Annotated in this window: 21 protein-coding genes and 1 pseudogene; 7 read left to right on the top strand and 15 right to left on the bottom strand. The window is 65.0% G+C overall.

The features are described from left to right. Positions 1-2: 2 nt before the first annotated feature. The 3 genes from JMF86_RS31160 to JMF86_RS31150 form a co-directional block, all read right to left on the bottom strand. Positions 3-929, bottom strand: coding sequence for a class I SAM-dependent methyltransferase (locus tag JMF86_RS31160; RefSeq protein ID WP_227746121.1), 927 nt, complete (start codon positions 927-929; stop codon positions 3-5). A 187-nt stretch (positions 930-1,116) separates the two neighbouring features. Beyond that, entirely contained in the window at positions 1,117-2,019 is a 903-nt protein-coding gene (locus tag JMF86_RS31155; protein WP_011549090.1) for an NAD(P)-dependent oxidoreductase, read from the bottom strand. Between the two features lie 57 nt (positions 2,020-2,076). After that, a complete protein-coding gene (locus JMF86_RS31150; protein ID WP_011549091.1) occupies positions 2,077-3,405 on the bottom strand; it encodes an MFS transporter in 1,329 nt (442 codons plus the stop codon). A 395-nt stretch (positions 3,406-3,800) separates the two neighbouring features. Here JMF86_RS31150 and JMF86_RS31145 point away from each other — a divergent pair, with 395 nt between their 5' ends. From JMF86_RS31145 to JMF86_RS31135, 3 genes are all read left to right on the top strand, one after another. After that, on the top strand, positions 3,801-4,721 hold the full coding sequence (locus JMF86_RS31145; protein WP_054928643.1) for a LysR family transcriptional regulator: 921 nt from the start codon (positions 3,801-3,803) through the stop codon (positions 4,719-4,721). A gap of 302 nt (positions 4,722-5,023) precedes the next feature. Next, the gene (locus JMF86_RS31140) at positions 5,024-6,127 is read left to right on the top strand and encodes a tartrate dehydrogenase (RefSeq protein WP_011549093.1); all 1,104 of its coding nucleotides are present in this window, start codon (positions 5,024-5,026) and stop codon (positions 6,125-6,127) included. Positions 6,128-6,130: 3 nt separating this feature from the next. Beyond that, positions 6,131-7,579, top strand: coding sequence for an aldehyde dehydrogenase family protein (locus JMF86_RS31135; protein WP_011549094.1), 1,449 nt, complete (start codon positions 6,131-6,133; stop codon positions 7,577-7,579). Positions 7,580-7,858: 279 nt separating this feature from the next. On the opposite strand, the gene JMF86_RS31130 is transcribed toward JMF86_RS31135, so the two are convergent. The 3 genes from JMF86_RS31130 to JMF86_RS31120 all read right to left on the bottom strand — a co-directional run bounded on the left by JMF86_RS31130 (position 7,859) and on the right by JMF86_RS31120 (position 10,340). Next, the gene (locus JMF86_RS31130; RefSeq protein ID WP_011549095.1) at positions 7,859-8,797 is read right to left on the bottom strand and encodes a PLP-dependent cysteine synthase family protein; all 939 of its coding nucleotides are present in this window, start codon (positions 8,795-8,797) and stop codon (positions 7,859-7,861) included. 46 nt (positions 8,798-8,843) lie between these two features. Continuing rightward, a complete protein-coding gene (locus JMF86_RS31125) occupies positions 8,844-9,374 on the bottom strand; it encodes an MAPEG family protein (protein ID WP_226135358.1) in 531 nt (176 codons plus the stop codon). Between the two features lie 99 nt (positions 9,375-9,473). After that, positions 9,474-10,340, bottom strand: coding sequence for an NmrA family NAD(P)-binding protein (locus tag JMF86_RS31120; RefSeq protein ID WP_011549097.1), 867 nt, complete (start codon positions 10,338-10,340; stop codon positions 9,474-9,476). A 210-nt stretch (positions 10,341-10,550) separates the two neighbouring features. Here JMF86_RS31120 and JMF86_RS31115 point away from each other — a divergent pair, with 210 nt between their 5' ends. Together JMF86_RS31115 and JMF86_RS31110 are read left to right on the top strand one after the other, a co-directional pair. Further along, positions 10,551-11,471 carry a LysR family transcriptional regulator gene (locus JMF86_RS31115; protein WP_011694939.1) on the top strand — a complete coding sequence of 307 codons (921 nt, stop codon included), beginning with the start codon at positions 10,551-10,553 and terminating at the stop codon, positions 11,469-11,471. A gap of 61 nt (positions 11,472-11,532) precedes the next feature. Continuing rightward, positions 11,533-12,585, top strand: coding sequence for an RNA-guided endonuclease TnpB family protein (locus tag JMF86_RS31110; protein WP_054928642.1), 1,053 nt, complete (start codon positions 11,533-11,535; stop codon positions 12,583-12,585). 69 nt (positions 12,586-12,654) lie between these two features. On the opposite strand, the gene JMF86_RS31105 is transcribed toward JMF86_RS31110, so the two are convergent. Then, positions 12,655-13,617, bottom strand: coding sequence for a GlxA family transcriptional regulator (locus JMF86_RS31105; protein WP_011549100.1), 963 nt, complete (start codon positions 13,615-13,617; stop codon positions 12,655-12,657). 77 nt (positions 13,618-13,694) lie between these two features. Between JMF86_RS31105 and JMF86_RS31100 the strand changes: the two genes are divergently transcribed. Beyond that, the gene (locus JMF86_RS31100) at positions 13,695-14,693 is read left to right on the top strand and encodes an SDR family oxidoreductase (RefSeq protein WP_227745889.1); all 999 of its coding nucleotides are present in this window, start codon (positions 13,695-13,697) and stop codon (positions 14,691-14,693) included. A 167-nt stretch (positions 14,694-14,860) separates the two neighbouring features. On the opposite strand, the gene JMF86_RS31095 is transcribed toward JMF86_RS31100, so the two are convergent. The 4 genes from JMF86_RS31095 to JMF86_RS31080 form a co-directional block, all read right to left on the bottom strand. Next, positions 14,861-15,601 carry a GntR family transcriptional regulator gene (locus tag JMF86_RS31095; protein WP_011549102.1) on the bottom strand — a complete coding sequence of 247 codons (741 nt, stop codon included), beginning with the start codon at positions 15,599-15,601 and terminating at the stop codon, positions 14,861-14,863. Further along, positions 15,598-16,980 (bottom strand): aspartate aminotransferase family protein, encoded by a 1,383-nt coding sequence (locus tag JMF86_RS31090; protein ID WP_011549103.1) that lies wholly within the window; start codon positions 16,978-16,980, stop codon positions 15,598-15,600. The genes JMF86_RS31095 and JMF86_RS31090 overlap by 4 nt, the downstream gene beginning before the upstream one ends. 10 nt (positions 16,981-16,990) lie before the next feature. Then, a complete protein-coding gene (locus JMF86_RS31085; RefSeq protein ID WP_011694940.1) occupies positions 16,991-18,325 on the bottom strand; it encodes a glutamine synthetase family protein in 1,335 nt (444 codons plus the stop codon). 499 nt (positions 18,326-18,824) lie between these two features. Next, entirely contained in the window at positions 18,825-19,589 is a 765-nt protein-coding gene (locus tag JMF86_RS31080) for an SDR family NAD(P)-dependent oxidoreductase (RefSeq protein WP_011549106.1), read from the bottom strand. Positions 19,590-19,730: 141 nt separating this feature from the next. Between JMF86_RS31080 and JMF86_RS31075 the strand changes: the two genes are divergently transcribed. Next, positions 19,731-20,648, top strand: a complete 918-nt coding sequence (locus tag JMF86_RS31075; RefSeq protein WP_011549107.1) for a LysR family transcriptional regulator — start codon at positions 19,731-19,733, stop codon at positions 20,646-20,648. Between the two features lie 134 nt (positions 20,649-20,782). On the opposite strand, the pseudogene JMF86_RS31070 reads toward JMF86_RS31075, so the two are convergent. The 4 genes and pseudogenes from JMF86_RS31070 to JMF86_RS31055 all read right to left on the bottom strand — a co-directional run. After that, positions 20,783-21,124 (bottom strand): annotated as a pseudogene (locus tag JMF86_RS31070) (LysR family transcriptional regulator); the annotation flags it as partial. A gap of 60 nt (positions 21,125-21,184) precedes the next feature. Next, complete coding sequence (locus JMF86_RS31065) at positions 21,185-21,922, bottom strand: transporter substrate-binding domain-containing protein (RefSeq protein WP_011549109.1); 738 nt, start codon at positions 21,920-21,922, stop codon at positions 21,185-21,187. Positions 21,923-22,138: 216 nt separating this feature from the next. After that, positions 22,139-23,050, bottom strand: coding sequence for an ABC transporter ATP-binding protein (locus JMF86_RS31060; protein WP_011694942.1), 912 nt, complete (start codon positions 23,048-23,050; stop codon positions 22,139-22,141). Between the two features lie 45 nt (positions 23,051-23,095). Next, positions 23,096-24,070: an ABC transporter permease gene (locus JMF86_RS31055; protein ID WP_011549111.1), complete on the bottom strand. Its 975-nt coding sequence runs from the start codon at positions 24,068-24,070 to the stop codon at positions 23,096-23,098. Positions 24,071-24,115 lie beyond the last annotated feature (45 nt).

Below are 24,115 nucleotides of genomic sequence, written 5' to 3'. Positions count from 1 at the left end.
ATCTAGGCAGCAGTGGCCTGAACAAGACGCAGGCCCCATCCAGTTTGCAACGTACCGTCTTCGCCTTGCAGGGGCGCGAACGCCGACAACAGTTCACTTTTGAACTGCGCGCGCGCCGCTTCCGACATCCGGTCGGCATCGTAGGTGTCCAGCATGTCCAACCACAGCTGCTCGGGTGTAGGTGTCCAGTCGATTTCGATGTCTTCAAAAGACACATCAACAAAATCGGGCTTGAGTAGTTCTTGCCACCCCGCTTCACTGCGCGTGCGCGCATCACCGAGTCGCAACTCTGTGAGCCGATCCTTCGCGATTGGCTTGAAGATGTCCAAAAAAACTTCGCCGACCTTGCCAGTCAAAAAGCTCCGTCCGACGATAGCGGAAAAGCTGCCGCCGTCACACAATACCCGGCGAATCTCTCGAACAACTTGTTCGATATCGTCCATCAACATGAGAGCCATGTGCGACAGCACGTAGTCTACTGAGCCGCTATCGAGTGACATTGCTTGTGCACGCTCGTTGAGCAATCGTATTTCGTGCGGCAATATTCCCCGAGCCACGCTTAACTCGCCATCGCTCATGTCTATGCCAATTAGCTTCGTTGCTGCATGCCCCCTGTCGTTCAGAATTTGCAGCAATGGCCCGTCACCGCATGCCAGATCGAGCACAGTCCGCGACATCGCATCGTTCGGTACACGATTCGCCAGTGCGTGATAGGAGGACGGGTATGCTGCCTGCGCAGATCGTGCAGGCCGATTACCGTAGGCTCGACGCGTTACTCCTGCCCGGCGGCGGTGAAAATCTTTCAAATATATTTCTGCGTACGAGGTCATTCTCGCGCCATTCGATTGTTCGCTAGTTGGGAGCACTTGTGACTCTCGAGCCTGAGCCCCGAGCGGATTGTCGACGAACCAGATCACGATGTCGAACATCTCAAAATGACCGGCAGCCACCACCGGCGCCGCTCGACCGACAACTTCGGACCGTGGCTATACGGCTCGGCGTCCAGCTGTGTGACGGGGCAGTCGATGTCGGCGGATGGCGTGCTCACCATGCGCTGAGCACGCTGCCCCCTCCCGACGTCGATCCAGCCCCACACGAACGGAGCCACACAACGCATCAACGCGACGTACCCTCGTCGCCCACGCCCCCCACCATCAGCACATCCGACAACTTCAACACCGGACAATGCGCTCCCGCGCCCGCAACGGCATCACGATACGTCTCCGTAACAGCCGCCGCGATCCCATGAGCCGCGTCGACACCTTCCGCCATCGCCGAGTAGTACGACAGGTCCTTGAGCGCGTTCGCCATATGGAACGGCAGCGCGGACGTGTCGCCGGTCTCCAGAAACGGACGCAGCCGGTTCAGCGCGGCGCCGCCGCCACCGCCGTTGGCGAGCACGTCGGCCAGCACCGCGACGTCCACGCCCGAGCGCTTCGCGCACGCGACGGCTTCCGACAGCAGCGCGATGGTCCCGAGCGAAACATAGTTGTGCAGCAGCTTCATGCTGTGGCCGGCCCCGACATCGCCGACACACGTGATGTTTTCCGCGAAGCACGCGAGCACCGGCCTGATCTCCGCGAACAACCCGGGCGGCGCACCGACCAGCAGGTTCAGCCGGCCCTCGTGCGCCTCCTTGGCGCCGCGCGTCATCGGCGCGTCGACGAAGCGCCCGCCTGCCGCTTCGACGAGCCGCGCCATTCTGACGGTCGATTCGGGAACGGCGGTCGAACAATCGACGACGATCGCGTTGTCCCTCAGGCCGGCCAACACGCCGTCGTCACCTGTGAGCACCGCTTCCACTTCGGGGGACCCCGTCACGCACAGGATGATGACGTCCGCTTGCGCAGCCAGTTCGCGCGCGGTCCGCACGGTCCGTACGCCGTCGCGCAGCAGCTCGTCGAGCGGCTGATTGCCCGGATGCTCGACGACCGTGAGCGGATAACCGTGCTTCAGCACGTTGCGCGCAATACCATGCCCCATCAAACCCACGCCGATCAGGCCAATCTGCTGTTTCATGTCGTTCCCGTCAAAAGATCGCAACGCGGTGCAGCACTGCGGCGAAATGGATAGTCGTTACCGGTCGACGAGCCGCGCCGGCAGCAGCATCGTGAGGACGATGCCCAGCAACAGGCACCCGACCATCACGAACAGCGGCGCGGCAAGACTGCCGGACGCCTGCTTCAGGTAGCCGACCGCATAGGGCCCGAAGAAGCCGCCGAGGTTCCCGAACGAGCTGATCACCGCGATGCCCATCGATACCGACGCGGTGCCGAGCGCCGCGGTCGGCATGCTCCAGAACAGCGGCGGAAACGAGATGAGCCCCGCGTTCGCGATGCAGAGGGCGAACATGCCGAGCCACAGCTGATCGTGCCAGACGACCGACAGCCCGAGCCCGGTCGCGCCCATCAGCAAAAGCGCGGCGACGTGCAGCCGCTGCCGGCCGCACCGGTCCGCGCTGCGTCCGAACAGGACCATCACGACCACGGCCACCGCATTCGGCAGCGCGGCGAGCAAGCCGATGACGAAATCGCTGCCGATGCCCATCTGCTTGATCATCGTCGGCGCCCAGAATGTATAGCCGTAAATCGCGAACACGTCGAGAAAGTAGATCACGCAGAACGCCCACACGAGCCAGTTCGAGAACAGGCCGCGGTGATTGACCGACTCGGTCGTCGCACGATCCTCCGCCAGCACGCGTGCCAGGACGGCGCGCTCCGCTTGCGAGAAACGCTCGCTGCGCGTGACGTCGTCGTCGAGGCCCTTCCATACATACAGCGCAGCCACGAATGCGGGCAGCGACTCGAGAATGAAGATCCATTTCCAGCCCGGGATCTGCATCGCCCCGTCGAAATACTGCAGGATGAAGCCGGTCAACGGCGAGCCGATCAACCCGGCCAGCGCGAGCGCCGCATAAAACATCGACAGGATTCGCGCGCGCCGCCGCCCCGGGAACGAACGGGCCATGTAGAGCACGATGGCCGGGATGAAGCCGGCCTCGGCGACGCCGAGCAGAAAGCGCATCACGTAGAACTGCATCGGCGTGGACACGAACGCCGTCAATCCCGACACGACGCCCCACGACACGACGATCCGCGTGATCCAGCGGCGCGGCCCGACGCGCACCAGCAGCATGTTGCTCGGCACCTCGAAGATCACGTAACCGAGAAAGAATATCCCTGCACCGAAGCCGAACACCGCGTCCGAAAAGCCCAGATGCTCGCTCATCTGCAATTTGGCGAAGCTGACGTTCACGCGATCGATGTACGACGTGACGTACGCGAACATCAGGATCGGGAGAATTTGCACGGCGAGCCGACGAAAGATCCGGTCCTCCTGGGCGAGATCGTGCGCCGATGCCGGGGCCGCGAGGTCGCCCGGGTTGCAGGCCGCGTCGATTTCCACGTTTGTCTCCGAAAGTTCATGGATGCCCCGCGTGCATGCTTGCGTCGTCACGCGTACAGTCGCTGTCGATATAGATGTGTGCGACAGGGGACGGTTCGAATCTACCGGCCGCCCCGCCCACCCGATATGCGAAATCCTTCAAGTGGCACTTCGAATATCTCGAACGCACGCGCGGGCCGCCATCGTACGGTGCAATGCACAAGCCAACGGAAAACGGATTCCGGCCGCCGATCGCGCGCACGGCACGGGCCTTCGCGGCGCGACGGCGGCGTTGCGGTGTGCGGCGCACCATTCGCGGCCGATCAGAGCGAGTCAGGGTTAGCACCACTTCGCCCAATACCGTCGCGCGCAGCGATGAATGACATACTTGCCGCAGTTTCAATCGGAGCCCGCGCTTGTTCGATCTCACGTCCCTCGCCCTGTTCGTCCGTGCAGCCGAGCTGGGCAGCCTGTCGCGCGCCGCGCAGCAGTCCCACATGTCGCTCTCCACCGCGAGCCGCCGGATCGCGCTGCTCGAGCATCATTTTCGCGTGGTGCTGCTGAACCGCACGGTGGCCGGCGTCGAACTCACACCCGCCGGCGAAGCGCTGTTGCGCCACGCGACCGACCTGCTGCTGCGCACCGATGCGATCTACAGCGAACTGTCCGACTATACGAAAGGCGCGGTCGGCCGCGTCCGCGTGTTCGCGAACATCTCGGCGATCAGCCAGGATCTGCCCGATCAGTTGCGCACCTTTTCGCAACGCTATCGCGACATCAAGCTGCAGATCAGCGAGCTGAGAAGTTCCGACATCCTGCAGGCACTGCGCGAAGGCCGCGCGGACGTCGGCATCGTCACGTCGCGCACCGCGCCCGAGGGCATCCACCTCGCGCCTTACTGCATGGATCGGGCCAGCGTGGTCGTCCCCGACGACTACCCACTCACCGGCGATTCGATCGATTTCAGCGCGTTGCTCGACCACGATCTGGTCGCGCTCGACGACCGCTCGGAACTCACGCGTGCGCTCGTCAGGGAAGCGGCGCTGCTCGGCAAGTCGGTCCGCTTCCGCGTGCAGGTGCAGAGCTTCGAAGCCATGTGCCGGCTGATCGCGGCAGGGCAAGGCATCGGTATCCTGCCCGAGCGCGCGGTCGCGCTGTTTCGCGAACCGATGCGCCTGCGCTTCATTCGCCTCAACGTTCCGTGGGCCAATCGCGTCATGTCGGTCGGCATTCGCGCCGGCGCCGTGCCGCTGCCGACGCGCAAGCTGTTCGAGTTTCTCGCCTCGTTCGCACCGCCTTCGCTCGTCTCCGGTGAAGCCGGGCAATCGAACGACTGACTGCGCCGCCACGCGTGTGTGCGCGCCGGCGTGTTGCAGATTTTCGAAGGTCCCGTTCACGAATCCGCACTTCCTGCCGATGCCGGCGACGCAGTAGATTCGACGGACAGATTCAATAGTCCGCCGGTTACCGCAACGGAAGAGACACGGGAGACATGCCGACGCGATCCGAGGGGAATCGGATGCAGCGTTGCGTATCAAAGGCCGCCGCGCAGCAGTTCGACGCGGCCCGGCTCGCGCAGCTCCCCGTGTCTGCCCCTCCCGTGCGGGACGCCAGCTTCATCATGGAGGCTTCCCGCAACATGAAGAACCCGCACCGCATCGCGGTCATCGCCGGCGACGGCATCGGCAAGGAAGTGATGCCCGAAGGCCTGCGCGTGCTGCGCGCCGCCGCGGCCCGCTTCGACATTCCGCTGGCGTTCGACGAGTTCGGCGACTGGTGTACCGATCACTACGTTCGCCACGGCACGATGATGCCGGCCGACTGGGCACGGCAGATCGGCGCGCACGACGCCATTTTCTTCGGGGCCGTCGGCGCGCCCGATATCGTACCGGACCACGTCGCCGTGTGGGAATCGCTGATCAAGATCCGGCGCGAGTTCGATCAATACGTGAACCTGCGCCCGGTGCGCCTGATGCCGGGCGTGCCCGCGCCGCTCGCCGGGCGCCAACCGGGCGACATCGACTTCATCGTCGTGCGCGAGAACACGGAAGGCGAGTATTCGTCGGTGGGCGGCCGGATGTTCACCGGAACCGACCGCGAGATCGCCGTGCAGCAGTCGGTTTTCTCGCGCGTCGGCGTCGACCGCGTGCTCAGGTTCGCATTCGAACTCGCCCGCTCGCGCCCGCGCAAGCAGCTGACGGCGGCGACGAAATCCAACGGCATCTCGATCACCATGCCGTTCTGGGACGAACGCCTCGCGGAAATGGCCCGGTCGTTCCCGGACATCGAAACGCGCAAATATCACATCGACATACTGTGCGCGCACTTCGTCCAGAATCCGGATCGCTTCGACGTCGTCGTCGCCTCGAACCTGTTCGGCGACATCCTGTCCGACCTCGGCCCCGCGTGTACCGGCACGATCGGCATCGCGCCGTCGGCGAACCTGAACCCGGAGCGGCGCTTCCCTTCGCTGTTCGAGCCGGTGCACGGCTCGGCGCCCGACATCGCGGGCCGCGGCATCGCGAACCCGATCGGCCAGATCTGGTCGGCCGCGTTGCTGCTTCAACACCTCGGTCGCGGCGAATCGCGCTACGAAGCCGCGGCCGCCGAAATCGTCGCGGCGATCGAATCCGTGCTCATCGCCGGCCCGCGCACCCGCGACATGGGCGGCACGGCCAGCACCGAAGAACTGGGCGCCGCGATTGCACACACCATCGCGAATCCCGCATCGATCGAGGAATGACCCATGCAATTTGATCACTACATCGGCAACGCCCGCGTCGTACCGAATACCGGCGAGCGGATCGACGTCGTCGACCCGAGCACCGGCGAACCGTTCGCGACGATCGCGCGCGGCGATGCGACCGACGTGCAGCGCGCCGTTTCCGCCGCACAGCGCGCGATGGGCGACACGCTCGACGGCCCGTGGGCGAAGCTGTCGCCGGTCGAACGCAGCAACCTGCTGTTCGCGTACGCCGCGGCCGTCTCGCAGCATGCGGACGAACTCGCGCAGCTCGAAGCGCGCGACACGGGCAAGGCGCTGAACACCGCCCGTACCGATGCCGCGGTGCTCGCGCGCTACCTCCAGTACTACGCCGGATGCGTCGACAAGCTGCACGGCGACACACTGCCCTACACCGCCGGGTTCACGGTATTGACGGTGCGCGAACCGATCGGCGTGACCGGCCACATCATTCCGTGGAATTACCCGATGCAGATCTACGGTCGCTCGGTCGGCGCGTCGCTCGCCGCCGGCAATGCGTGCGTGGTCAAGCCGGCGGAGGACGCGAGCCTGTCCATTCTGCGGCTGGCGGAAATCGCGGCCGAGGTCGGCTTTCCGGCCGGCACCGTCAACGTCGTCACGGGGCTGGGCGGCGAAGCCGGCGCGGCCCTATCGGCCCATCCCGGCATTCGTCACATCTCGTTTACCGGATCGACGGGAACGGGCGCGCTGGTCGGCCGCGCGGCCGCCGAGCGTCACTGCCCGGCAGTGCTCGAGCTGGGCGGCAAGTCGCCGCAATTGCTGTTCGACGATGCCGATCTCGATCAGGCGCTGCCCGTCATCGTCAACGCGATCGTGCAGAACGCGGGGCAGACCTGCTCGGCCGGCAGCCGCCTGCTCGTCCAGCGCACCGTCTACGAACGCGTGCTCGATCGTCTCGCGCAGCAATTCGAGCGGCTGCGTTCGGGGCCGCCGTCGATGAATCTGGAGATGGGGCCGCTCGTCAATGCAAAGCAGCATGCACGGGTGCGGGCCATCGTCGAGCGCGCGCAGGCCGACGGCATTCGCGTGGCGGCGCGCGGCACCATCGCGGCCGGCGCATCGGGCGCAGGCTACTACCAGGAAGCGGTGCTGTTCCGCGACGTGCCGCCCGACAGCGAGCTCGCGCAGGAAGAGGTATTCGGCCCGGTGCTCGCGGCCATGCCGTTCGACGACGAAGACGCGGCGGTCGCCCTCGCGAACGGCACGCAGTATGGCCTCGTCGCGGGTGTCTGGACCCGCGACGGCGCCCGCGCGCTGCGGCTCGCGCGCAAGCTGCAGGCCGGACAGGTCTTCATCAACAACTACGGCGCGGGCGGCGGCGTGGAACTGCCGTTCGGCGGCGTGAAGGCAAGCGGGTATGGCCGCGAGAAAGGCTTCGAGGCATTGCTCGGCTTTACCGCGCTGAAGACCATCGCGATCCGGCACGATTGATCGCGGCCACGCTGCGACGGCCGTTCGGGCCGTCGCCGGAGAATCGCCATGTCCCGACTGACCATCGTGGGCGCCGGCCGCGTCGGCCAGACGCTCGGCAACCTGATCGTCGCGAACCGTGTCGTCGACGTGGGGCAAATCTACGCTCGTGACATCGCGCGCGCCGCCGTGGCATTCGTCGGCGCCGGCCGACCGGTCGATGATCTTGATCGGGCCGAGCCCGCCGACATCTGGCTGCTGTCCGTACCGGACACCCGGATACGATCCCCCCAAAAGCCATCAGCCCATCGTCTGCGCGAACGACTTCAGATACTTCATGCCCGTGTCGCACATGATCGTCACGATCGTGGCGTCCGGGCCGAGCCGTTCGGCGAGTCGCAATGCGCCGGTTACGTTGGCGCCGGTCGACGTACCGCAGAACAGCCCCTCCTCCGCGGCCAGTCGGAACGCCATGGCTCTTGCGTCCTCCGTCGAGACGCGCTCGAGTTCGTCGGCGATGCCGTCGCGCCAAAGCGGCACGACATAGCCCGCGCCGATCCCGTCGATCTTGTGCGCGCCGGTCGATCCACCCGACAGCACCGCCGATTCGGCCGGCTCGACACCGGCGATCCGGATGCGTGCGTCATGCTCGCGCAAGCGCCGCGAAATCCCGCGCAGCGACGCAGCCGTGCCGACGCTCTGGACGAAACCGTCGAGACGGCCGCCGGTCTGCTCCCAGATTTCGTCGGCCATCTTCGTATAGGCGTCGAGCTGATCGGTGTTTTCCATCTGCGCGGTGATGTATGCGCCCGTCTCGCCGGCAATCCGATGCGCCTCGCGAATCATGTCCTTCGTCAGCTTCCCGGTTTGCTTGCCGTTGTCGCTCGGGACGAGCGTCAGCTCCGCGCCAAGCAGGCGCATGTGATCGAGCTTCTCCTTCGAGAACGCATCCGACGAGACCAGATGCAGCGGATGCCGCTTGACGGCGCACACCAGCGCGAGCGACACGCCCGTGCTGCCACCGGTGTACTCGACCACCGCGCCGCCGGGCTTCAGACGCCCATCGCGCTCGGGCGCTTCGATCATCGCGAGCGCGATCCGGTCTTTCATGCTGCCGGTCGGATTCTGACTTTCGAGCTTGACGAACAGACGCGCGCCGTTCTTCGGGACAACGTGTCGTAACGGGACGAGCGACGTGTTGCCGATCGTGTCGAGGATGCTGCCGGGAGTCGATTTCATGTGGACCTCTGAAGTGAGCGAACGGGCAAGACCCGGCGGGTAGCCGTCAGGTCGCATGACCGAGCAGCGCGACAGCGAACGTGAGCGTTGCCGCGAAGCCGGTCAGGAAAGCGATCGTGCGAACAACCGGAATGCCAGCGGCGTAGACGACGTAGTGAACCAGCCGCGCCCCGAGATAGAGCCTGGCCGAGAACACCGTCGCCGGGCTGCTCGCACCCGTCATTGCGCACATCAATACGAGCGGGGCGAACACGGCAAGATTCTCGATCGCGTTCGCATGCGCACGCCGTGCGCGCTCCGCCCACGGTGGATCGGGCGGATGGGACGGATCGGGATTGCTCAAGGCCGCCATCAGGCCGCGTGTCATGATTCTGGCCAGCATGTAAGGAATCCACATCAGCAGCGTCGCGATCGCGGTCAGCGTCAGCAGGTGAAGTTCTGGCGAAAATGTCATCGGATTGGCCTCTGTCGGACTGAGCCGCAGGCGGGATCTGCGGATGCCGGAAATGCTTCGCAGTCTAGACTCGGGACGAGGCCGCTCGCCATAGTCATAAATGACATTAATAGCGACATTCACGACAGCCATTCGACATGAAAGCCACTATCCGTCCGACCGGAAAATCCGATGCATGGGCGGGGTAGCGCAAGCGCGCCACGCGCCGCCCGCTGCATTCAATCAGACCGTACGCGACACGAGCTCGCCCAGAACCGTGTCCAGTGCGACATGGCCGTGCAGGATTTCTTCAGGATCACTTTCGAAATCGATCCAGCCTTCGTTGAAGCCGTCCAGCATGCGCATGCGGGGGAGCGGATGCTTCATGCCCTGCGCGCGAAACAGCGCTTCCCACGTTCGTCTGTCGACGGCTTCCGCGCGCACGTCCCGGCCCAACACGCGAGCGAAGGCCAGCGCGAGATCGTTGGGGCTCACCCGGCACGGGCCTTCGAGCTCGACGACACGCACACCGTGCCACGTCTGCTGGAGCAGTTGCGCCGCCACGCGGCCGACGTCCGCGGTGGCGACCATCGGCACAGGCTTGTCGAGCGGCTGCAGGTAACTGGCGACGACGCCCTCGTCGCGCGCGGACGCGACATCCCACGCGGCGTTCTCCATGAACCAGCCGGGCCGCAGGAACGTCACCGGCATCGGCATCTCGCGCAGCGCCTGCTCCATCAGCGCGAGTTGCGTGAGCAGATTGGGCTCGTCGGCCTGCGCGCCGATCGTCGACAGGCACACGACCCTGTCGGGGCGCGCCTTCAGCAGCGCGGCGGACACGGCCTCGATCACTTTCCGCGCTTCGGGAAACCCCGGCGCCGGATCGAACACCGGCGGCAGCAGGATGAAAACGCCCGTCGCGCCGGCGAATGCGTCGGCGAGCAACGCCGGGGCTTCCATGAAAGCCGTTGCGATCTCGCACCCGCGCGCCGCCCATGCCGCTGCCCGCGTCGCGTCGCGCACGACCGCGCGCACGGGCCGACCCGAGGCCAGCAGTTCACGGGCCAGTGCGCCGCCGACCTTGCCGGTAATTCCTGTGATTGCATACATTGCTCGTTCTCCATGTGTGAATACGTGGGTCGCATTCTGGACAAACGCCGACCAAAACAAAACGACATGGATGGCATCAGATAAGTGACAACGCGTCATCAATTCGGCATGATCGACACGGACGCCCGGCGTGGCTACGCTGTGCGGCGTCGGCGTGTCGGCCTTCAGTGGGTCGTGCGCGATCCGCCACCCGTATTCAGTCGAACCACCATGAGATCCAGTAGCGAGAAGCTGTCAGGCAGCATCAGCGTGTTCGCCGCCGTCGTCGATGCCGGGACGTTTTCGGCTGCCGCCGACGTCATCGGCATGACGCCGCCGGGCGTCAGTCGAGCGATCGCGCGGCTGGAAAAAAGGCTGAACATCCGGCTGTTCAACCGAACGACGCGGTCGGTGTCGCTGACCGAAGAGGGCCGCCGCTTTTACGAGCAGGTCATGCCCCATCTCGCCGGGCTGGAGGAAGCCGCCGCGGCGGCCGCGGGCGGCGCCTCCGCGGTGCGCGGCAAGCTGCGAATCAATCTGGATCCGGTCGTCTACCGCGCCATTCTCGGGCCACGGCTCGATGCGTTCATGGACGCGCATCCCGAACTCGAAATCGAGCTCATCGCGCGAGACAGCCTGGGCGACCTCGTGATGGACGGCTTCGACCTCGCCGTGCGCTTCGGCGAACCGCGGGCATCCAGCCTGATCGCGAGAAAGCTGCTCGATACCGGCGTCGTGACGGTCGCGGCGCCCTCGTACATCGCGCGCCGGGGACGGCCGGCCAAACCCGAGGACCTCGAAGACCGGCACCACCGCTGCCTGGAATTTCGCAATCCGGAGACCGGCAAGCCGTTCGCGTGGGAATTCCATCGCAAGCGCAAACGCATCGTGGTCGACACTCGCGGACGCCTCACGGTCAACGATCCGGGCGCGCTGCTCAACGCGTGCCTCGCCGGCTCCGGCATTGCGCAGATGCTGCTGCTCGGTGCCGAGCCGCTGATCGCCGACGGCCGGTTGATCAACCTCTTTCCCGAATGGGCCGACGAGCGGTATCCGCTATACGCGTATTACCCGTCCCGGCATCACGTGCCGGCCAAGACCCGCGCATTCCTGGATTTCATCAGAATTTGCTCCGAGAAACCCCGCCATTGATGCCGGGAAGGAAAGGAGTGCTGTTGACAGACAGCTTCTTCCACGGGTTAGGATCACCTGCATGATCCTCGTCTACCGCTACCGCGTGAAGTCGCTCAACGGACTGCTTAACAAGCAGAGCCGCGCGGTGAACTACGTCTGGAACTTCTGCAACGACACGCAGAAGCACGCGCTCAAGTGGAGCAAGAAATGGCCGACCGGATTCAACCTGAACGTGCTGGCGACCGGCAGCAGCAAGGAACTCGGTATTCACTCCGGCACGGTCAACGCGACGTGCGAGCAATATGCGAAGTCGCGCAGTCAGCGCCGTCGGCCCTACCTGCGCTATCGCGGCAGGAAATCGTTGGGCTGGGTGCCGCTGAAGGGGCGTGACCTGAAGCGCGAGGGTGACGCGTTCCGTTTCGCCGGCAACACGTTTCGGGTGTTCAACAGTCGACCGCTTCCCGAAGGCAAGATCAAGGACGGCACCAACTTTGCGCAGGATGCACGCGGCAACTGGTTTCTCAACATCGTGATCGAGATGCCCGATGTGCAGGCCCGCCCGATCCGTTCCGGCGTCGGTATTGATCTCGGCCTGAAAGACTTCGCCACACTTTCGACCGGCGAGAAGCTGCCCAATGACCAGTTCGGTCGACGAGCGGCGGAAAAGCTGGCGAAAGCGCAACGGGCGCGAAAGCACAAGCGGCATATCGCGAAGCTGCACGCCAAGGTCGCGAATGCGCGTGCCGATTTCCAACACAAGCTCGCGCTCGATCTGGTGCGGCGCTTCGATTACATCGCGGTCGGCAACGTGTCGGCTGTCAAACTCGCCAGAACCAGGATGGCGAAGAGCGTCTACGACGCGTCCTGGTCGTCCTTCCGAAACAAACTCCGCTACAAAGCGGTCGCGCACGGGGCCACGTTCGAGGAAGTGGACGAAAGCGGTTCCACCCAGTCCTGTTCGTCGTGCGGGTCGAAAGACAGCGCGACGCGGCCGAAAGGTATCGCGGGACTGCGAGTAAGAGAATGGGCCTGCAGTGACTGTGGTGCCGAGCATGATCGTGATATCAACGCTGCGCTGAACATTCTCCGATGCGGACGTGCATCGCCAGGTGTGGGAATCCGCCGCCTTTAGGCGGTGGAGGACGTCAAGGTCGAACTGACGGGTATTCACGGGGGCGTCGGCGCACGCTAGTGGTGTTCGCTACCGATTGTCGGCACGCAACTCCCGCACCCCACGGCCGAGCCTGCGGCGCAACAAGGCCCGCAACGTCGCCGAATCCGCGTAACCCACTTCGCTTGCGATCGTCTCCAGGTCGTAACCCATCGACACGAGGTTCTGCGCCCGTTCGATTCGGAGATCCTGGAAGAACGCCAAGGGCGACTTCCCGAGTACCGCCTCGGTACGGCGCTGCAACGTGCGTGGTCCCACGGCCAATGCAGCCGCCGCTGTCTGAAGCGAGAAACCGAGGGAAAGATGCTCGCGGGCCCAGCGCTCGAATCGCGCGATCAATGGATCGGCGTGTGCAAGGTAATCCGGAATGATGTATTCGGCCTGCGACGAACGCTTGTCGATCAGCATGAAGCGGGCCACGAGCGTGGCCAGTTCGGGACTGGCCTGACGTAGCAACCACAGCGCCAGGTCGAGATGGCCCATGGCCGATCCTGCCGTGACCACGCGATCCGCGGCGACGACCATGCGCGAATCGTTCAGATCGACTGCCGGATAACGTTGACGGAAGAAAGGCGACAGCGACCAGGTGGTCGTCGCCTCGCGATGATCCAGCAGCCCGGCTTCGGCCAGCAAGAACGTACCGATACAAGCGGCGGCGACGCCGACGCCGTCGGCATGCCACGCACGAAGGTGCGCCATCGCATCGCACACGTCCCGACGCTGCAGCGTCTCGATCAGGCGCTCCGGCTCCCTGATACCGGGCGCGGGCACGGCCACCCAGTCCGGGCGACGCACGCTGCTGGCCGGTTCCACCAGCATCGACAGTCCATGCGCAGTGCGAACGCGTTTGCGCACGCCCGCCACCGTCACGTCGAAGGGCGGCGCGGCGAAGCCTTGGGCAGCAGCTAGTTCGTTGGCCATCGCGAAGGTATCCAGCAGTACCGTCAGCCCGGTGTCGAACAGACCCTCGAGGGCCAGGATCGTCAATCTCATGTCGTAAACATCTCTATTAATGTCATTTACGACTATAGCCCGGTTTCGGGGCAAAGCCTAGACTGCGTGGCAACGTGGTGAAGACATCAGCTGCCTCGGTTTTCAATGACATCACACGTTTCATCTCGACCGCATCGGAGCCGCACGTACGGATGCGGTTGCGGTCCTCTAACCTCATTGGCTGGGAAACACTCAACATGTCCAGAACCATTCTGATCACCGGCGCCAGCAGCGGCTTCGGCCGCGACACCGCGGAAACACTCTCACGTGCCGGGCACCGGGTATTCGCGTCGATGCGTGACGTCGCCGGCCGCAACCGGCCGCATGCCGATGCGCTGCGGGCGAGCGGCGTGCAGGTCGTCGAACTCGATGTGACGGACGATGCGTCCGTCGAGCGCGGCGTCGCCTCCGTGCTGGAACATGCCGGGCGTCTCGATGTCCTGATCAATAACGCTGGTATCGGGTCGGCCGGCGTTTCCGAGGCGTTCACGACGAAGCAGGTACAGGCACTCTTCGACGTGAATGTATTCGGCATCCAGCGCATGTCGAGAGCGGTATTGCCGACCTTCAGAAAGCAGGGCGAAGGCCTGATCGTGAACGTCGGCTCGATACTCGGCCGCGTGACGTTTCCGTTCTTCGGTCTCTATGGCGCATCGAAGTTCGCGATCGAAGCGTTGACCGACAGCTACCGCTACGAATTGTCGACGTTGGGCATCGACGTCGTTCTCGTTCAACCGAGCAACTATCCGACGAATATCTTCGGCAGCGCGCAGCGGCCCGCCGACGCCGCGCGCGTGCCCGGCTACGGTGAAGCCGGTGCGATTCCGGACAAGATGGTCGAGACGTTGATGACGTTGTTCGCGAGCGACCACGCGCCGGACCCGCACGACGTCGCCGAAGCCATCGCTCAACTCGTCGAGCAAGCACCGGGCACGCGCCCCGCGCGTTGGGTCGTGGGTCAGTCATTCGGCGCCGACGCCCTCAACGCTCAAGCAGCAGCGATTCAGGCGCAGACACTGGAGAGTCTCGGGCTCGCGCACCTCGCCGGGCCGCAAGGACAATCCGCGGCGGCGTGAAGATACGTTCGCGGCAGAAAACGTCCGTCGACGCGATGGTCCACCGACTACGCGTCGGACAACGATGACGGTGAACCGCACATCCGCGAACGCTCGCTGAGCAGCGTATCGCGGTCTCTCCCATACGACGCCCTATGCGCCGACCATGCCGACCGTCACACCCGTGGTCAATCGCGTTTCAGTGTCGACCTCAGAAACTGTCCCGCCACGAAGATGTCGCGCTCCACTGCGCGTCGCGCCGCGGCGGCATCCCGCCTGTCCAGCGCATCCATCAGGTCTTCGTGGGCGTCGTTCAACACGGCGGAGGCTTCGGACGTGTCGAAGAGGCGGTTCGAGATCGGGCCGGCCTTCAGCCACAGCGTATCGATCAGCTCGAACAGCAACGGCGAGCCGGCCGCCTTGTAGAGCAGGACATGGAAGTCTTCGTTGGCGGCGAGGTAATCGGTGGCTTGGTCGGCCTTCAACGAAACCGCGGGCTGCTTCAGCGTTGGTTTGTCTCCCGCGGACTTCCTGGCGCGAGCCGGCTGATCCGCAGGGTGTTTCAACGCCTTCGCCATGCGCTGGCAAAGCTTGCGCAGCGTGGCGAGTTCGGCCGGCTCCAGCCTCAGGCAGCCGCGCTCGGCGGCCTCGCCTTCGAGCAGCATGCGCATTTGCAGCAGGTCGTCGAACTCGGGCACCGTCAGCCTGGGGACGATCGTTCCGGCGTTGGGCACGTTCACCAGCGCACCTTCGGCAGCCAGACGCTGCAGCGCGGCGCGCACCGGCATCTGCCCCACCCCCATCTCGGCTGCCACGTTGCGGATCTTCAAGCGCTCGCCGGGAAGGAAGCGGCCTACGGTGACCCATTGCCGCAACGTGGCGTAGATCGTGTCTTGCTGAGTGGTGGTGGGTTCGATGTCGTGACTCATGAATCGGCAGCGGCGGTGAGCGAAGCCAGCACGGTGTCGAATGCGGCGAGCAGGCGCTGCACGTGCATCCGGGTCGTGTCAGGGCAGACGAGCATCATATTGTGAAAAGGCGTGATGAGTACGCCGCGGTTCAGCAACGCCAGATGCAGCGCGTGCTCCAGCTCGGCATCCATCACCGCCTCGGCCTGGCTGCCGTTGCGCGGCGGCTGCGGGCAGAACTGGAACTCCACCCGGGCGCCCACCTGGGTGACGCACCAGGGCAGGCCGTGGCGGGCGATGATCGTGCGCAGCCCGGCGGCCAGTTGCTCGGCCAGCGCGTGCATCGGGGCGAAGACCTCGGGCGTCATCAGATGCGTGAGCGTGGCGCGCATCGCCGCCATGGCCAGCAGGTTGGCGGTCAGCGTGGTGCCGATGCCCGAGTGGCCCGGCGGTGCCGTGCGCTTGGCGGCCTCGGCGCGCTCGGCCAGTGCGGCGCTGAAACCATAGGCTGCGCACGGCATGCCGCCGCCCAGTGCCTTGCCCACCACCACGGCATCGGGCTGCAGGCCGTGAGCGCACGCATAGCCGCCGGGGCCGCTGCTGAGCGTGTGGGTCTCGTCCAGTACCAGCAGGCTGCCGTGGCGGCGGATGAGGTCTTGCGCCTGCGCCCAGTAGCCCGGTTCGGGCAGCACCATGCCGATGTTGGTCATCACTGGCTCGGCCAGGACGCAGGCCACGTCGCCCGGGGCCAACGCGGCTTCCAGCGCGGCCAGGTCGTTGAATTCCACCACGCGCGTGGTGATGGTGAGATCGTGCACCTGGCCCAGCAGGCTGGCGCGTTGCGTGGGTTGGCCGTCCACCAGGTCGACGAAGACGTCATCGACCGTGCCGTGGTAGCAGCCGTTGAACACCAGCAAGGTACGCCGCCCGGTGGCGGCACGTACCCAGCGCAGCAAGAAACGGTTGGCGTCGCTGGCCGTCATCGCGAACTGCCATTTCGGCAGACCGAAATGCCGAGCCAGCAATTCACCCACGACGGATGCGTCCTCGTTGGGCAGCATGGTGGTGAGGCCCTGCCGTGCCTGGGTCGCCAGTGCCTCGGTCACGACGGCGGGCGAATGGCCGAACATGGCGCCCGTGTCACCCAGGCAGAAGTCGGCCAGCGTGTGACCGTCCACATCGGTGAGTTGTGCCCCCTGGGCCTGGGCCACGTGCAGCGCGAAAGGCGTCGACCAGTCGTTCATCCAGTGCAGCGGCACGCCGAACATCAGCTGCGGCGCGGCGCGTGCGGACATCACCTGCGACTTCGGGTTGCGTTGCGCGTACTCGGCGCGCTCATGGGCGAGCAAGGCCTGTACGCGTTCGTGCTCGATGCCGGTATGTGGAAGCGTGTGGTTCATGACGGACTCCTCAAACCAGCAGTAACAGGTGCTCTCGTTCCCACGAACTGATCACCCGGTTGTAGGTGGAAAATTCCAGTTCCTTCACCGCGCAGAACGCGTCGACGAAGGTTTCGCCCAGTACCTCCTTCATCGCATCGCAGGCACGCATGGCCTCGATGGCGTTTTCGAGATGGCGCGGCAGTTCGTGGGCGACGTTCCACGCGCTGCCTTCGGTGGGCTCGCTGGGGTGCAGCCGGTCGCGCATGCCGATGTAGCCGCAGGCCAGCGTGGCGGCCATGGCCAGATAGGGATTGGCGTCGACGCCGGGCACGCGGTTTTCAACCCGGCGGGCGCCGGGGCCGGACTTGGGGACGCGGATACCGCAAGTGCGGTTGTCCTGGCCCCAGCGCACGTTGATGGGTGCCGACATGTAGGGCGCCAGCCGCCGGTATGAATTGACGTAGGGCGCCAGCATCGGCATCACCTGCGGGATGTAGGTTTGCAGTCCGCCGATGAAGTGGTGGAAGTGTTCGCTGGCGGTGCCGTCGGTATTGCTGAAGATGTTGCGGCCTTCGCCGTCGTTGATGCTCTGATGAATGTGCATCGCGCTGCCGGGTTCGCCCTCCATGGGTTTGGCCATGAAAGTGGCAAATACGCCGTGACGCAGCGCCGTCTCGCGCACCGTGCGCTTGAACAGGAAAACGCGGTCGGCCAGGTCGAGCGGTTCGCCGTGGCTGAAGTTGATCTCCATCTGCCCCGGGCCGGCCTCGTGGATAAGCGTTTCCACGCCTAGCTGGTGCTGGTCGCAGAAGGCGGACAGTTCCATGAAGAAGGGATCGAAATCGTTCACCGCGTCGATGGAGTAGCTCTGCCGCCCCACCTCGGGCTTTCCGGTGCGCCCCAGCGGCGGCTGCAGCGGCTCGTGCGGGTTCTGATTGCGCGCCACCAGGTAGAACTCCATCTCGGGTGCCACGACGGGCTGCCAGCCGCGTGCTTCGTACAGCGCCAGCACGCGGCGTAGTACGGCGCGGGGCGACAGTTGCACCGGCTGGCCGTCCCATTCCAGGCAGTCGTGGATGACCACGGCCACCGGTTCGGCTGCCCAGGGCACGATGCGCACGGTGGCGGCGTCGGGCTTGCAGACCATGTCGGGGTCGGTGTCGCCGACGAAGGGGCTGTTGTCGGGCTGTTGCCCGTTCACGGTGTTGAGCAGCACGCTCTTGGGGATGCGCATCTCGCCCGACGCCGTGAACAGATCGCGCGGCAGGATCTTGCCGCGCGCGATGCCCGTCATGTCGGGGATGACACACTCCACCTCGCGGATGCGGTGCCGGGTCAGGAAGTCGCTCAAAGCGTCGTTCATCGCATGTCACTCATGATGTGATCACAACATTGTGTGTTTATCGATGATATCTCGAAAATAATCATGTTTGTGATCACAAATTCATCCCAATGAACTACAGGACAACTCGCGACAGCGCGAACACCTCCGGTCGCAGGTCCATGAGCATCCCTTGGGTACGGTTGTGCTGACCGACCCTCTCCAGCCGTTTTCAGCGTCGAATAGCAAATGGCCGGTCTGAATGCAGAGCCGGCCATTGCTTTTTATCGGCCATTGATTGCCAAGGCCGAGGTCCGGAAAGGGACCTACCGTCGGATTTCCGAGTGGAGCAGTCGTTTGGCCGTCAGTTTCGGAGATGGAACTGCCGGCTGCTTCCGGCCGGCAACCGCCAGTCGATCCCCCGCCGCTTCGCCGCCGAGCACGGTCGGCGGCACCGCGACGACACACACCGACGCGCTCGTGCCGGCACTGAAGGCGATCGACGCGACCGCATGTCCCCCGTCGCGCCGATCACCCCCGCTCAGATCTGCTGCTGGCCGCCATCGACGAACAATTCGATGCCGTTCACGAAGCTCGCGTCGTCCGACGCCAGGAACAGCGCCGCGCCCGCAATCTCGCCCGGCTCGCCGAGGCGCCCCATCGGAATCTGCGCCGCCAGATAATCGGCAAGCCCCTGCCGCTGACCCGCATCGTCGCCGGCGAGATCGAGCAGGCCGGGCGTGCGGGTCGCGCCCGGGCTGATCGTGTTCACGCGGATGCGTCGGTCCTTGAGGTCGAGAATCCAGCTACGCGCAAACGCACGCACCGCCGCCTTCGAAGCCGAATACACGCTGAACGCAGCGGTGCCCGCGCTACCCGCCGTCGAGCCGGTCAGGATCACCGATGCGCCATCGGCCAGCAGCGGCAGCGCCTTCTGCACGGTGAACAGCACGCCCTTCACGTTGCGGTCGAAGGTGTCGTCGTAGTGCGCTTCGGTGATGCTGCCCAGCGGCAGCATCGAACCGCCGCCGGCGTTCACGAACAGCACGTCCAGGCGCCCCTGTTCTTCCTTGATTTGCGCATACAGCGCGTCGAGCTCATCGAGCTTCGTGGAATCGGAACGCACGCCGGTGGCCGTGCCGCCGGCTTCACGGATACCCGCCACGGCGGCATCGAGTTCGGCCTGACGGCGGCCCGTGAGATAGACGTGCGCCCCTTCAGCGGCGAAGCGTTGGGCGGTGGCCAGGCCGATGCCGCTGGTGGCGCCGGTGACGAGTGCGATCTTGTTGTCGAGCTTGCGTGCCATGGTATTGCTCCTTTCGTTTGATCAGTGGGTGTTTCGGTTGGGTGTTACGTGCTGCGATGTGAGGAGAATATCGACGGCTCGATCTTTTCGAAATAGAATCAATCGAAATCCAACGTTGCATAAATGAAAAGATGAGGGGAAATGGCGCACCTGCCTGATTTCGAAGGGTTGGCGATGTTCGCGAAGGTGGCCGAGCACGGGTCGTTTGCCGCTGCGGCGCGCTCGACCGGCGTGTCGGTCGCCACCGTCTCCCGCGGGGTGGCACGTCTGGAGGACCGGCTCGGCGCGCGGCTGTTCAATCGCACGTCGCGGCAGCTCTCGCTGACCGAGTTCGGCCGGACGATCAGCGAGAAGGCCGGCGAGATCTACCGTCAGGCCGAGGAAGCGGAAAGCTCGGCGCGCGAGATGTCGGTGCAGCCGCGCGGGCTGGTGCGTCTGGCCGTGCCGATGTCGTTCGGGCTGCGCTGGGTCGCGCCGCTACTGCCGGGCTTTTTTCGCGCGTATCCGGAGGTGTCGATCGACCTGCATTTATCGGATGCGTCGGTCGATCTGATTGCCGATGGGTTCGACGCGGCGCTGCGTATCGCCGCGCTGCCGGATTCGTCGCTGGTCGCGCGTCGGCTGTGTGCGGTCACGCAATTCGTGGTGGCGGCGCCGGAATATCTGAGGCGCGAAGGGCGCCCCACGCATCCGCTCGAATTGGCGGATCGCCCTTGCCTCCCGTACGCGTATCGCGCGCGGAGTGCCGTATGGCGCTTCACGAACGACGCAGGCGATGAGGAGTCGGTGATGCCGACGGGCCCGCTACGCGTCACCAACGCCGATGCGCTGTTGCCGACGCTGCTCGATGGGCTTGCGATCGCCGAACTGCCGGAGTTCATCGCGGGCGAATATCTGGCTGATGGCCGTCTCGAAGCCATTCTCCCCGACTGGTCGCTGACGACGGGCGGGCTTTATTTCGTTACGCCGTCGGCGCGGGCGCGACCCGCGAAGGTGACGGCGTTGTCCGACTACTTCGCCGAACATCTGGGCAATCCCGTCTGGCGATGGCCAAAATGATGTTTCGGTGAGCGGTCGAATCAAGCACTCTCGTGCCCTATGACGACGCTGCCCCCCCGGATGCCCTTGCCTCTCTCCATCAGACCGCGACCGCCCGATAAACGATCGCCGCCACTCCCGAACGCGGCCGCACGTTACGTCGACTTCCCTCTTCGCACCCTGTGCGAAGGACACTGGCCAAGGAGTTCGACCAGCCGCGTCTCGCATCCGGAAAACGCGTATCCGCGCCGCTGCGAGACCATGAACGTGAGGGGCCGCATGTGCCACGCGCGCCGCTGGAGCTCGACGAGCGTGCCCTTCGCGAGGTCCGCGTCGACCATATGGCGCGGCATGCGCCCCCAGCACAGGCTCCCCCTGAGCAGGTCGTGCTTCGCGCCGAGATCGTCCACCCACCACTGGCGCTCACTGGCGACCCCTTGCTGGGTCTTTTCCGCATCGGGCTGATTGTCGGTGACGACGAGCTGGATGTGCCGGCCCACATACGGTCACCATTTGCGAGTCGAATGGACGGTTGCCGTTCCCAGCCGGGCGGCGACCTATCCTGTCGGCGAGACGGCTGGATCGATCTCGCGATCGGTCAGCCCGAATCTCGCCATGCGCGCGCGATGGTCCGGCGAACCGACATACGCGCGCAGTTGCCGATTGAACGCCGTCAGGAGATCCCGGTTTTCCCGGTTGAATGAAAACGCGCCCAGCGGAGGCGTCCGCTGGCTGCCGTCGCCATCCGGCTCGTGCGCGACGGCCTCGATCATCGCGCTGCCTATGCGGCCCGCCACGATGCGATTCCCCAAAGCGGTGCTCGCATAGGCGTCGATCACGCCGGAGAGCACGGCCGCGATCGCGTCGGCTTGCTGTTCGAAGACGACGATTTGCCGCCGGCTCACGCCTGCCGCCATCGCGGAATCATGCTGTACCTGTCCGGCGATGATGCCGAGGCGCGCATCGGGACGTTCGGCGATCGACGCATAACGCCTGAGCGCCTTCGGGTTGCCGGGCCGCACCAGGAAACCGTCCTCGATTCCCCACACCGGCACGCTGAACGCAACGGTATGGGCCCGCTGCGGTGTCACGAAGAGCGGCACGTTCATGTCCCAGTGCCCCGATGCGACGCCGGGCAGCAATTCGCTGAACGTCGTCGGGCAATACTCGACGCGGGTGACGCCTATCTGCCGGAGGATCGTCGCCGCGAGCTCGAGATCGGCACCTCTCGCGGTGCCATCCGCTTCGGTCCATCCAAACGGAGGTTCCTCGATGTACGCAATGGTTACCTTCATCGCTTTCTCTCGCAAGCCGAAGAATCGATCAGGAATGCATCAGCTTACCGTGGGAAGTCGAGGTCCACTACGAATGGACAAAATTAATCCGGGTGTAATCAAGTTGACGACATTATTTTGGTGCGGCTGTCAGTGAAGTCGTCAACTCGAGCAGCAGGGTCCGGTACGACATGGATCGCGGCGTGACGGAATGAATCGGCTCCACGCTATTCGACGCTATTCGACGTTATCAGCCACGTCCGTCATCCGGATCATGTGCGGCTTGATGCCGTCGTCCTCGGCAGTCGCGGCCTCCTTCGGGTGAATCAGCGCTTCGAGACGCGCCTTCGTCGCGACGAACTCCGGCGTATTGACCTGCGAATAATCGCGCGGCCGCGGCACCGGCACCTCGATCAGCTCCTGCACCCCGCCCGGGTTCGCCTTCAGCACCAGAATCCGGTCGGCCAGAAAGATCGCCTCGTCGAGGTCGTGCGTGATGAACAGGATCGTCACGTCGATGTTGCGCCAGATGTCGAGCAGATGCGTCTGCATCCTGGCCCGCGTCTGGGCGTCCAGCGCGCCGAACGGTTCGTCCATCAGCAGGATGCGCGGACGGTTCGCGAGCGCGCGGGCAATCGCCACGCGCTGCTTCATGCCGCCCGACAGCTGGTGCGGATACACGTCGGCGAAACGCGTCAGCCCGACGAGATCGAGCCACTGCAGCGCCTCACGCTCGGCCACGCCGCTGCTGCTGCCGTTCATGCGCAGGCCGAACATCACGTTCTTCTTCACCGTGAGCCACGGAAACAGCGTATAGCCCTGGAACACCATTCCGCGATCGGCGCCCGGCCCGTCGACCGGCTTGCCGTCCAGCAGCACGTCGCCGCTCGTCTGCGCGTCGAGCCCGGCGAGAATCCGGATCAACGTCGACTTGCCGCAGCCGGACGGGCCGATCACGCACACGAACTCGCGCCGGTGCGTGCGGAAACTGATGTCGTCGAGCGCGACGCACTCGCCCTGCGGCGTCGTGAAACGCTTGCCGACGTGTCGCACGTCGAGTATCACGTCGCGGGCCTTCAGCCGCGCGAAGCGCTCGCGCACCGCGTCGGATTGAATCAGGTAATCGGGAACGGCTTGCGGGTTCTGCATGATGCCCTCTGCGGAAATCGGTCGATGGGGACGTGCGGGCGGCGCTCACGCTTTCAGCGTGCGGTCCCACGGAAAGAGCCGGCGGCCGAGCAGCCCGAGCACGATGTCGGTGCCGAGGCCGATGATCCCGATCATCAGGATCGCCGCATATACGTTGTCGAAATGCTGATAGCGCGCCTGCTGGCTGATGTACCACGTGATGCCCGAGCTCGTGCCGACCAGCTCGGCGACGATCAGGTAAGTCCACGCCCAGCCGAGCAGGATGCGCTGATCGCGATACAGGTCCGGCAGCACGCCCGGAATCACGACGTGCGTGAGCAGCTTCAGCTTCTTCGTGCCGAGCGTCATCGCGGCCTCGAACAGCCCGTATTCGAGCTTGCGCGTGGTGTTCGCGATGATCAGCACCTGCTGGAACAGCGTACCGATCACGATGATCGCGATCTTCGGCGCGTCATAGATGCCGAGAATCGCGACCATCAGCGCGCCGAACGCCGGCGCCGGCAGGTAGCGGAAGAACTCCAGGAACGGCTCCTGCAGCCGCGCGAGCGCACTGAAGGTGCCGCAGACGATGCCGAGCGGCACGCCGATCGCGGACGAAATCACGAAGCCCCAGAAGATGATGCGGATGCTGTGCCACAGGCTTTCGTGCAGCCACACGCCATCGCGCGACGCGGGCGGTGTCGTGAACGCCGTGTAGAACGCGCGCAAGACCTGGTGCGGCGCCGGCAGGTAGACCGGATTCGCGCGCTCGCCCTCGGGCACCGCCGCGTGCGTCGCACGCGCATGCGCGAGCTCGTCGTCGAACACGTCGCGGTCGATCTGCATCCCGGTCTGGAAATAGTCGACGCTGCCCGGGTTCGTGATGCGCATCTGCGGATGCCAGACGAACGGCACATAACTGATCAGGCACCAGACGGCGAACGGCAGCAGGAAGGACGCCAGCGCGAGCGTCCATTTGCCGCGCGTCGTCAGCTCGCGGCGCACGGCGAGCCAGCCGGTCGTGTTGCGGGTCGTTGTCATCGGAATCTCCGTATCGTTTCAGGTGCCGGTCGCGCGATGCCGCGG

Source organism: Burkholderia sp. E168m15 (assembly GCF_016586105.1).
In the GTDB taxonomy this organism is placed as follows: Bacteria; Pseudomonadota; Gammaproteobacteria; order Burkholderiales; family Burkholderiaceae; genus Burkholderia; species Burkholderia orbicola.
This window is presented reverse-complemented; position numbering and strand designations above follow the sequence as displayed.

What these genes read in the sequence shown, in the direction of transcription:
- JMF86_RS31160 (WP_227746121.1), bottom strand. Translation starts at nt 929, where the DNA reads ATGTTCGACATCGTGATCTGGTTCGTCGACAATCCGCTCGGGGCTCAG.
- JMF86_RS31155 (WP_011549090.1), bottom strand. Translation starts at nt 2,019, where the DNA reads ATGAAACAGCAGATTGGCCTGATCGGCGTGGGTTTGATGGGGCATGGT.
- JMF86_RS31140 (WP_011549093.1), top strand. Translation starts at nt 5,024, where the DNA reads ATGAAGAACCCGCACCGCATCGCGGTCATCGCCGGCGACGGCATCGGC.
- JMF86_RS31135 (WP_011549094.1), top strand. Translation starts at nt 6,131, where the DNA reads ATGCAATTTGATCACTACATCGGCAACGCCCGCGTCGTACCGAATACC.
- JMF86_RS31130 (WP_011549095.1), bottom strand. Translation starts at nt 8,797, where the DNA reads ATGAAATCGACTCCCGGCAGCATCCTCGACACGATCGGCAACACGTCG.
- JMF86_RS31120 (WP_011549097.1), bottom strand. Translation starts at nt 10,340, where the DNA reads ATGTATGCAATCACAGGAATTACCGGCAAGGTCGGCGGCGCACTGGCC.
- JMF86_RS31115 (WP_011694939.1), top strand. Translation starts at nt 10,551, where the DNA reads ATGAGATCCAGTAGCGAGAAGCTGTCAGGCAGCATCAGCGTGTTCGCC.
- JMF86_RS31110 (WP_054928642.1), top strand. Translation starts at nt 11,533, where the DNA reads ATGATCCTCGTCTACCGCTACCGCGTGAAGTCGCTCAACGGACTGCTT.
- JMF86_RS31105 (WP_011549100.1), bottom strand. Translation starts at nt 13,617, where the DNA reads ATGAGATTGACGATCCTGGCCCTCGAGGGTCTGTTCGACACCGGGCTG.
- JMF86_RS31095 (WP_011549102.1), bottom strand. Translation starts at nt 15,601, where the DNA reads ATGAGTCACGACATCGAACCCACCACCACTCAGCAAGACACGATCTAC.
- JMF86_RS31090 (WP_011549103.1), bottom strand. Translation starts at nt 16,980, where the DNA reads ATGAACCACACGCTTCCACATACCGGCATCGAGCACGAACGCGTACAG.
- JMF86_RS31085 (WP_011694940.1), bottom strand. Translation starts at nt 18,325, where the DNA reads ATGAACGACGCTTTGAGCGACTTCCTGACCCGGCACCGCATCCGCGAG.
- JMF86_RS31080 (WP_011549106.1), bottom strand. Translation starts at nt 19,589, where the DNA reads ATGGCACGCAAGCTCGACAACAAGATCGCACTCGTCACCGGCGCCACC.
- JMF86_RS31075 (WP_011549107.1), top strand. Translation starts at nt 19,731, where the DNA reads ATGGCGCACCTGCCTGATTTCGAAGGGTTGGCGATGTTCGCGAAGGTG.
- JMF86_RS31065 (WP_011549109.1), bottom strand. Translation starts at nt 21,922, where the DNA reads ATGAAGGTAACCATTGCGTACATCGAGGAACCTCCGTTTGGATGGACC.
- JMF86_RS31060 (WP_011694942.1), bottom strand. Translation starts at nt 23,050, where the DNA reads ATGCAGAACCCGCAAGCCGTTCCCGATTACCTGATTCAATCCGACGCG.
- JMF86_RS31055 (WP_011549111.1), bottom strand. Translation starts at nt 24,070, where the DNA reads ATGACAACGACCCGCAACACGACCGGCTGGCTCGCCGTGCGCCGCGAG.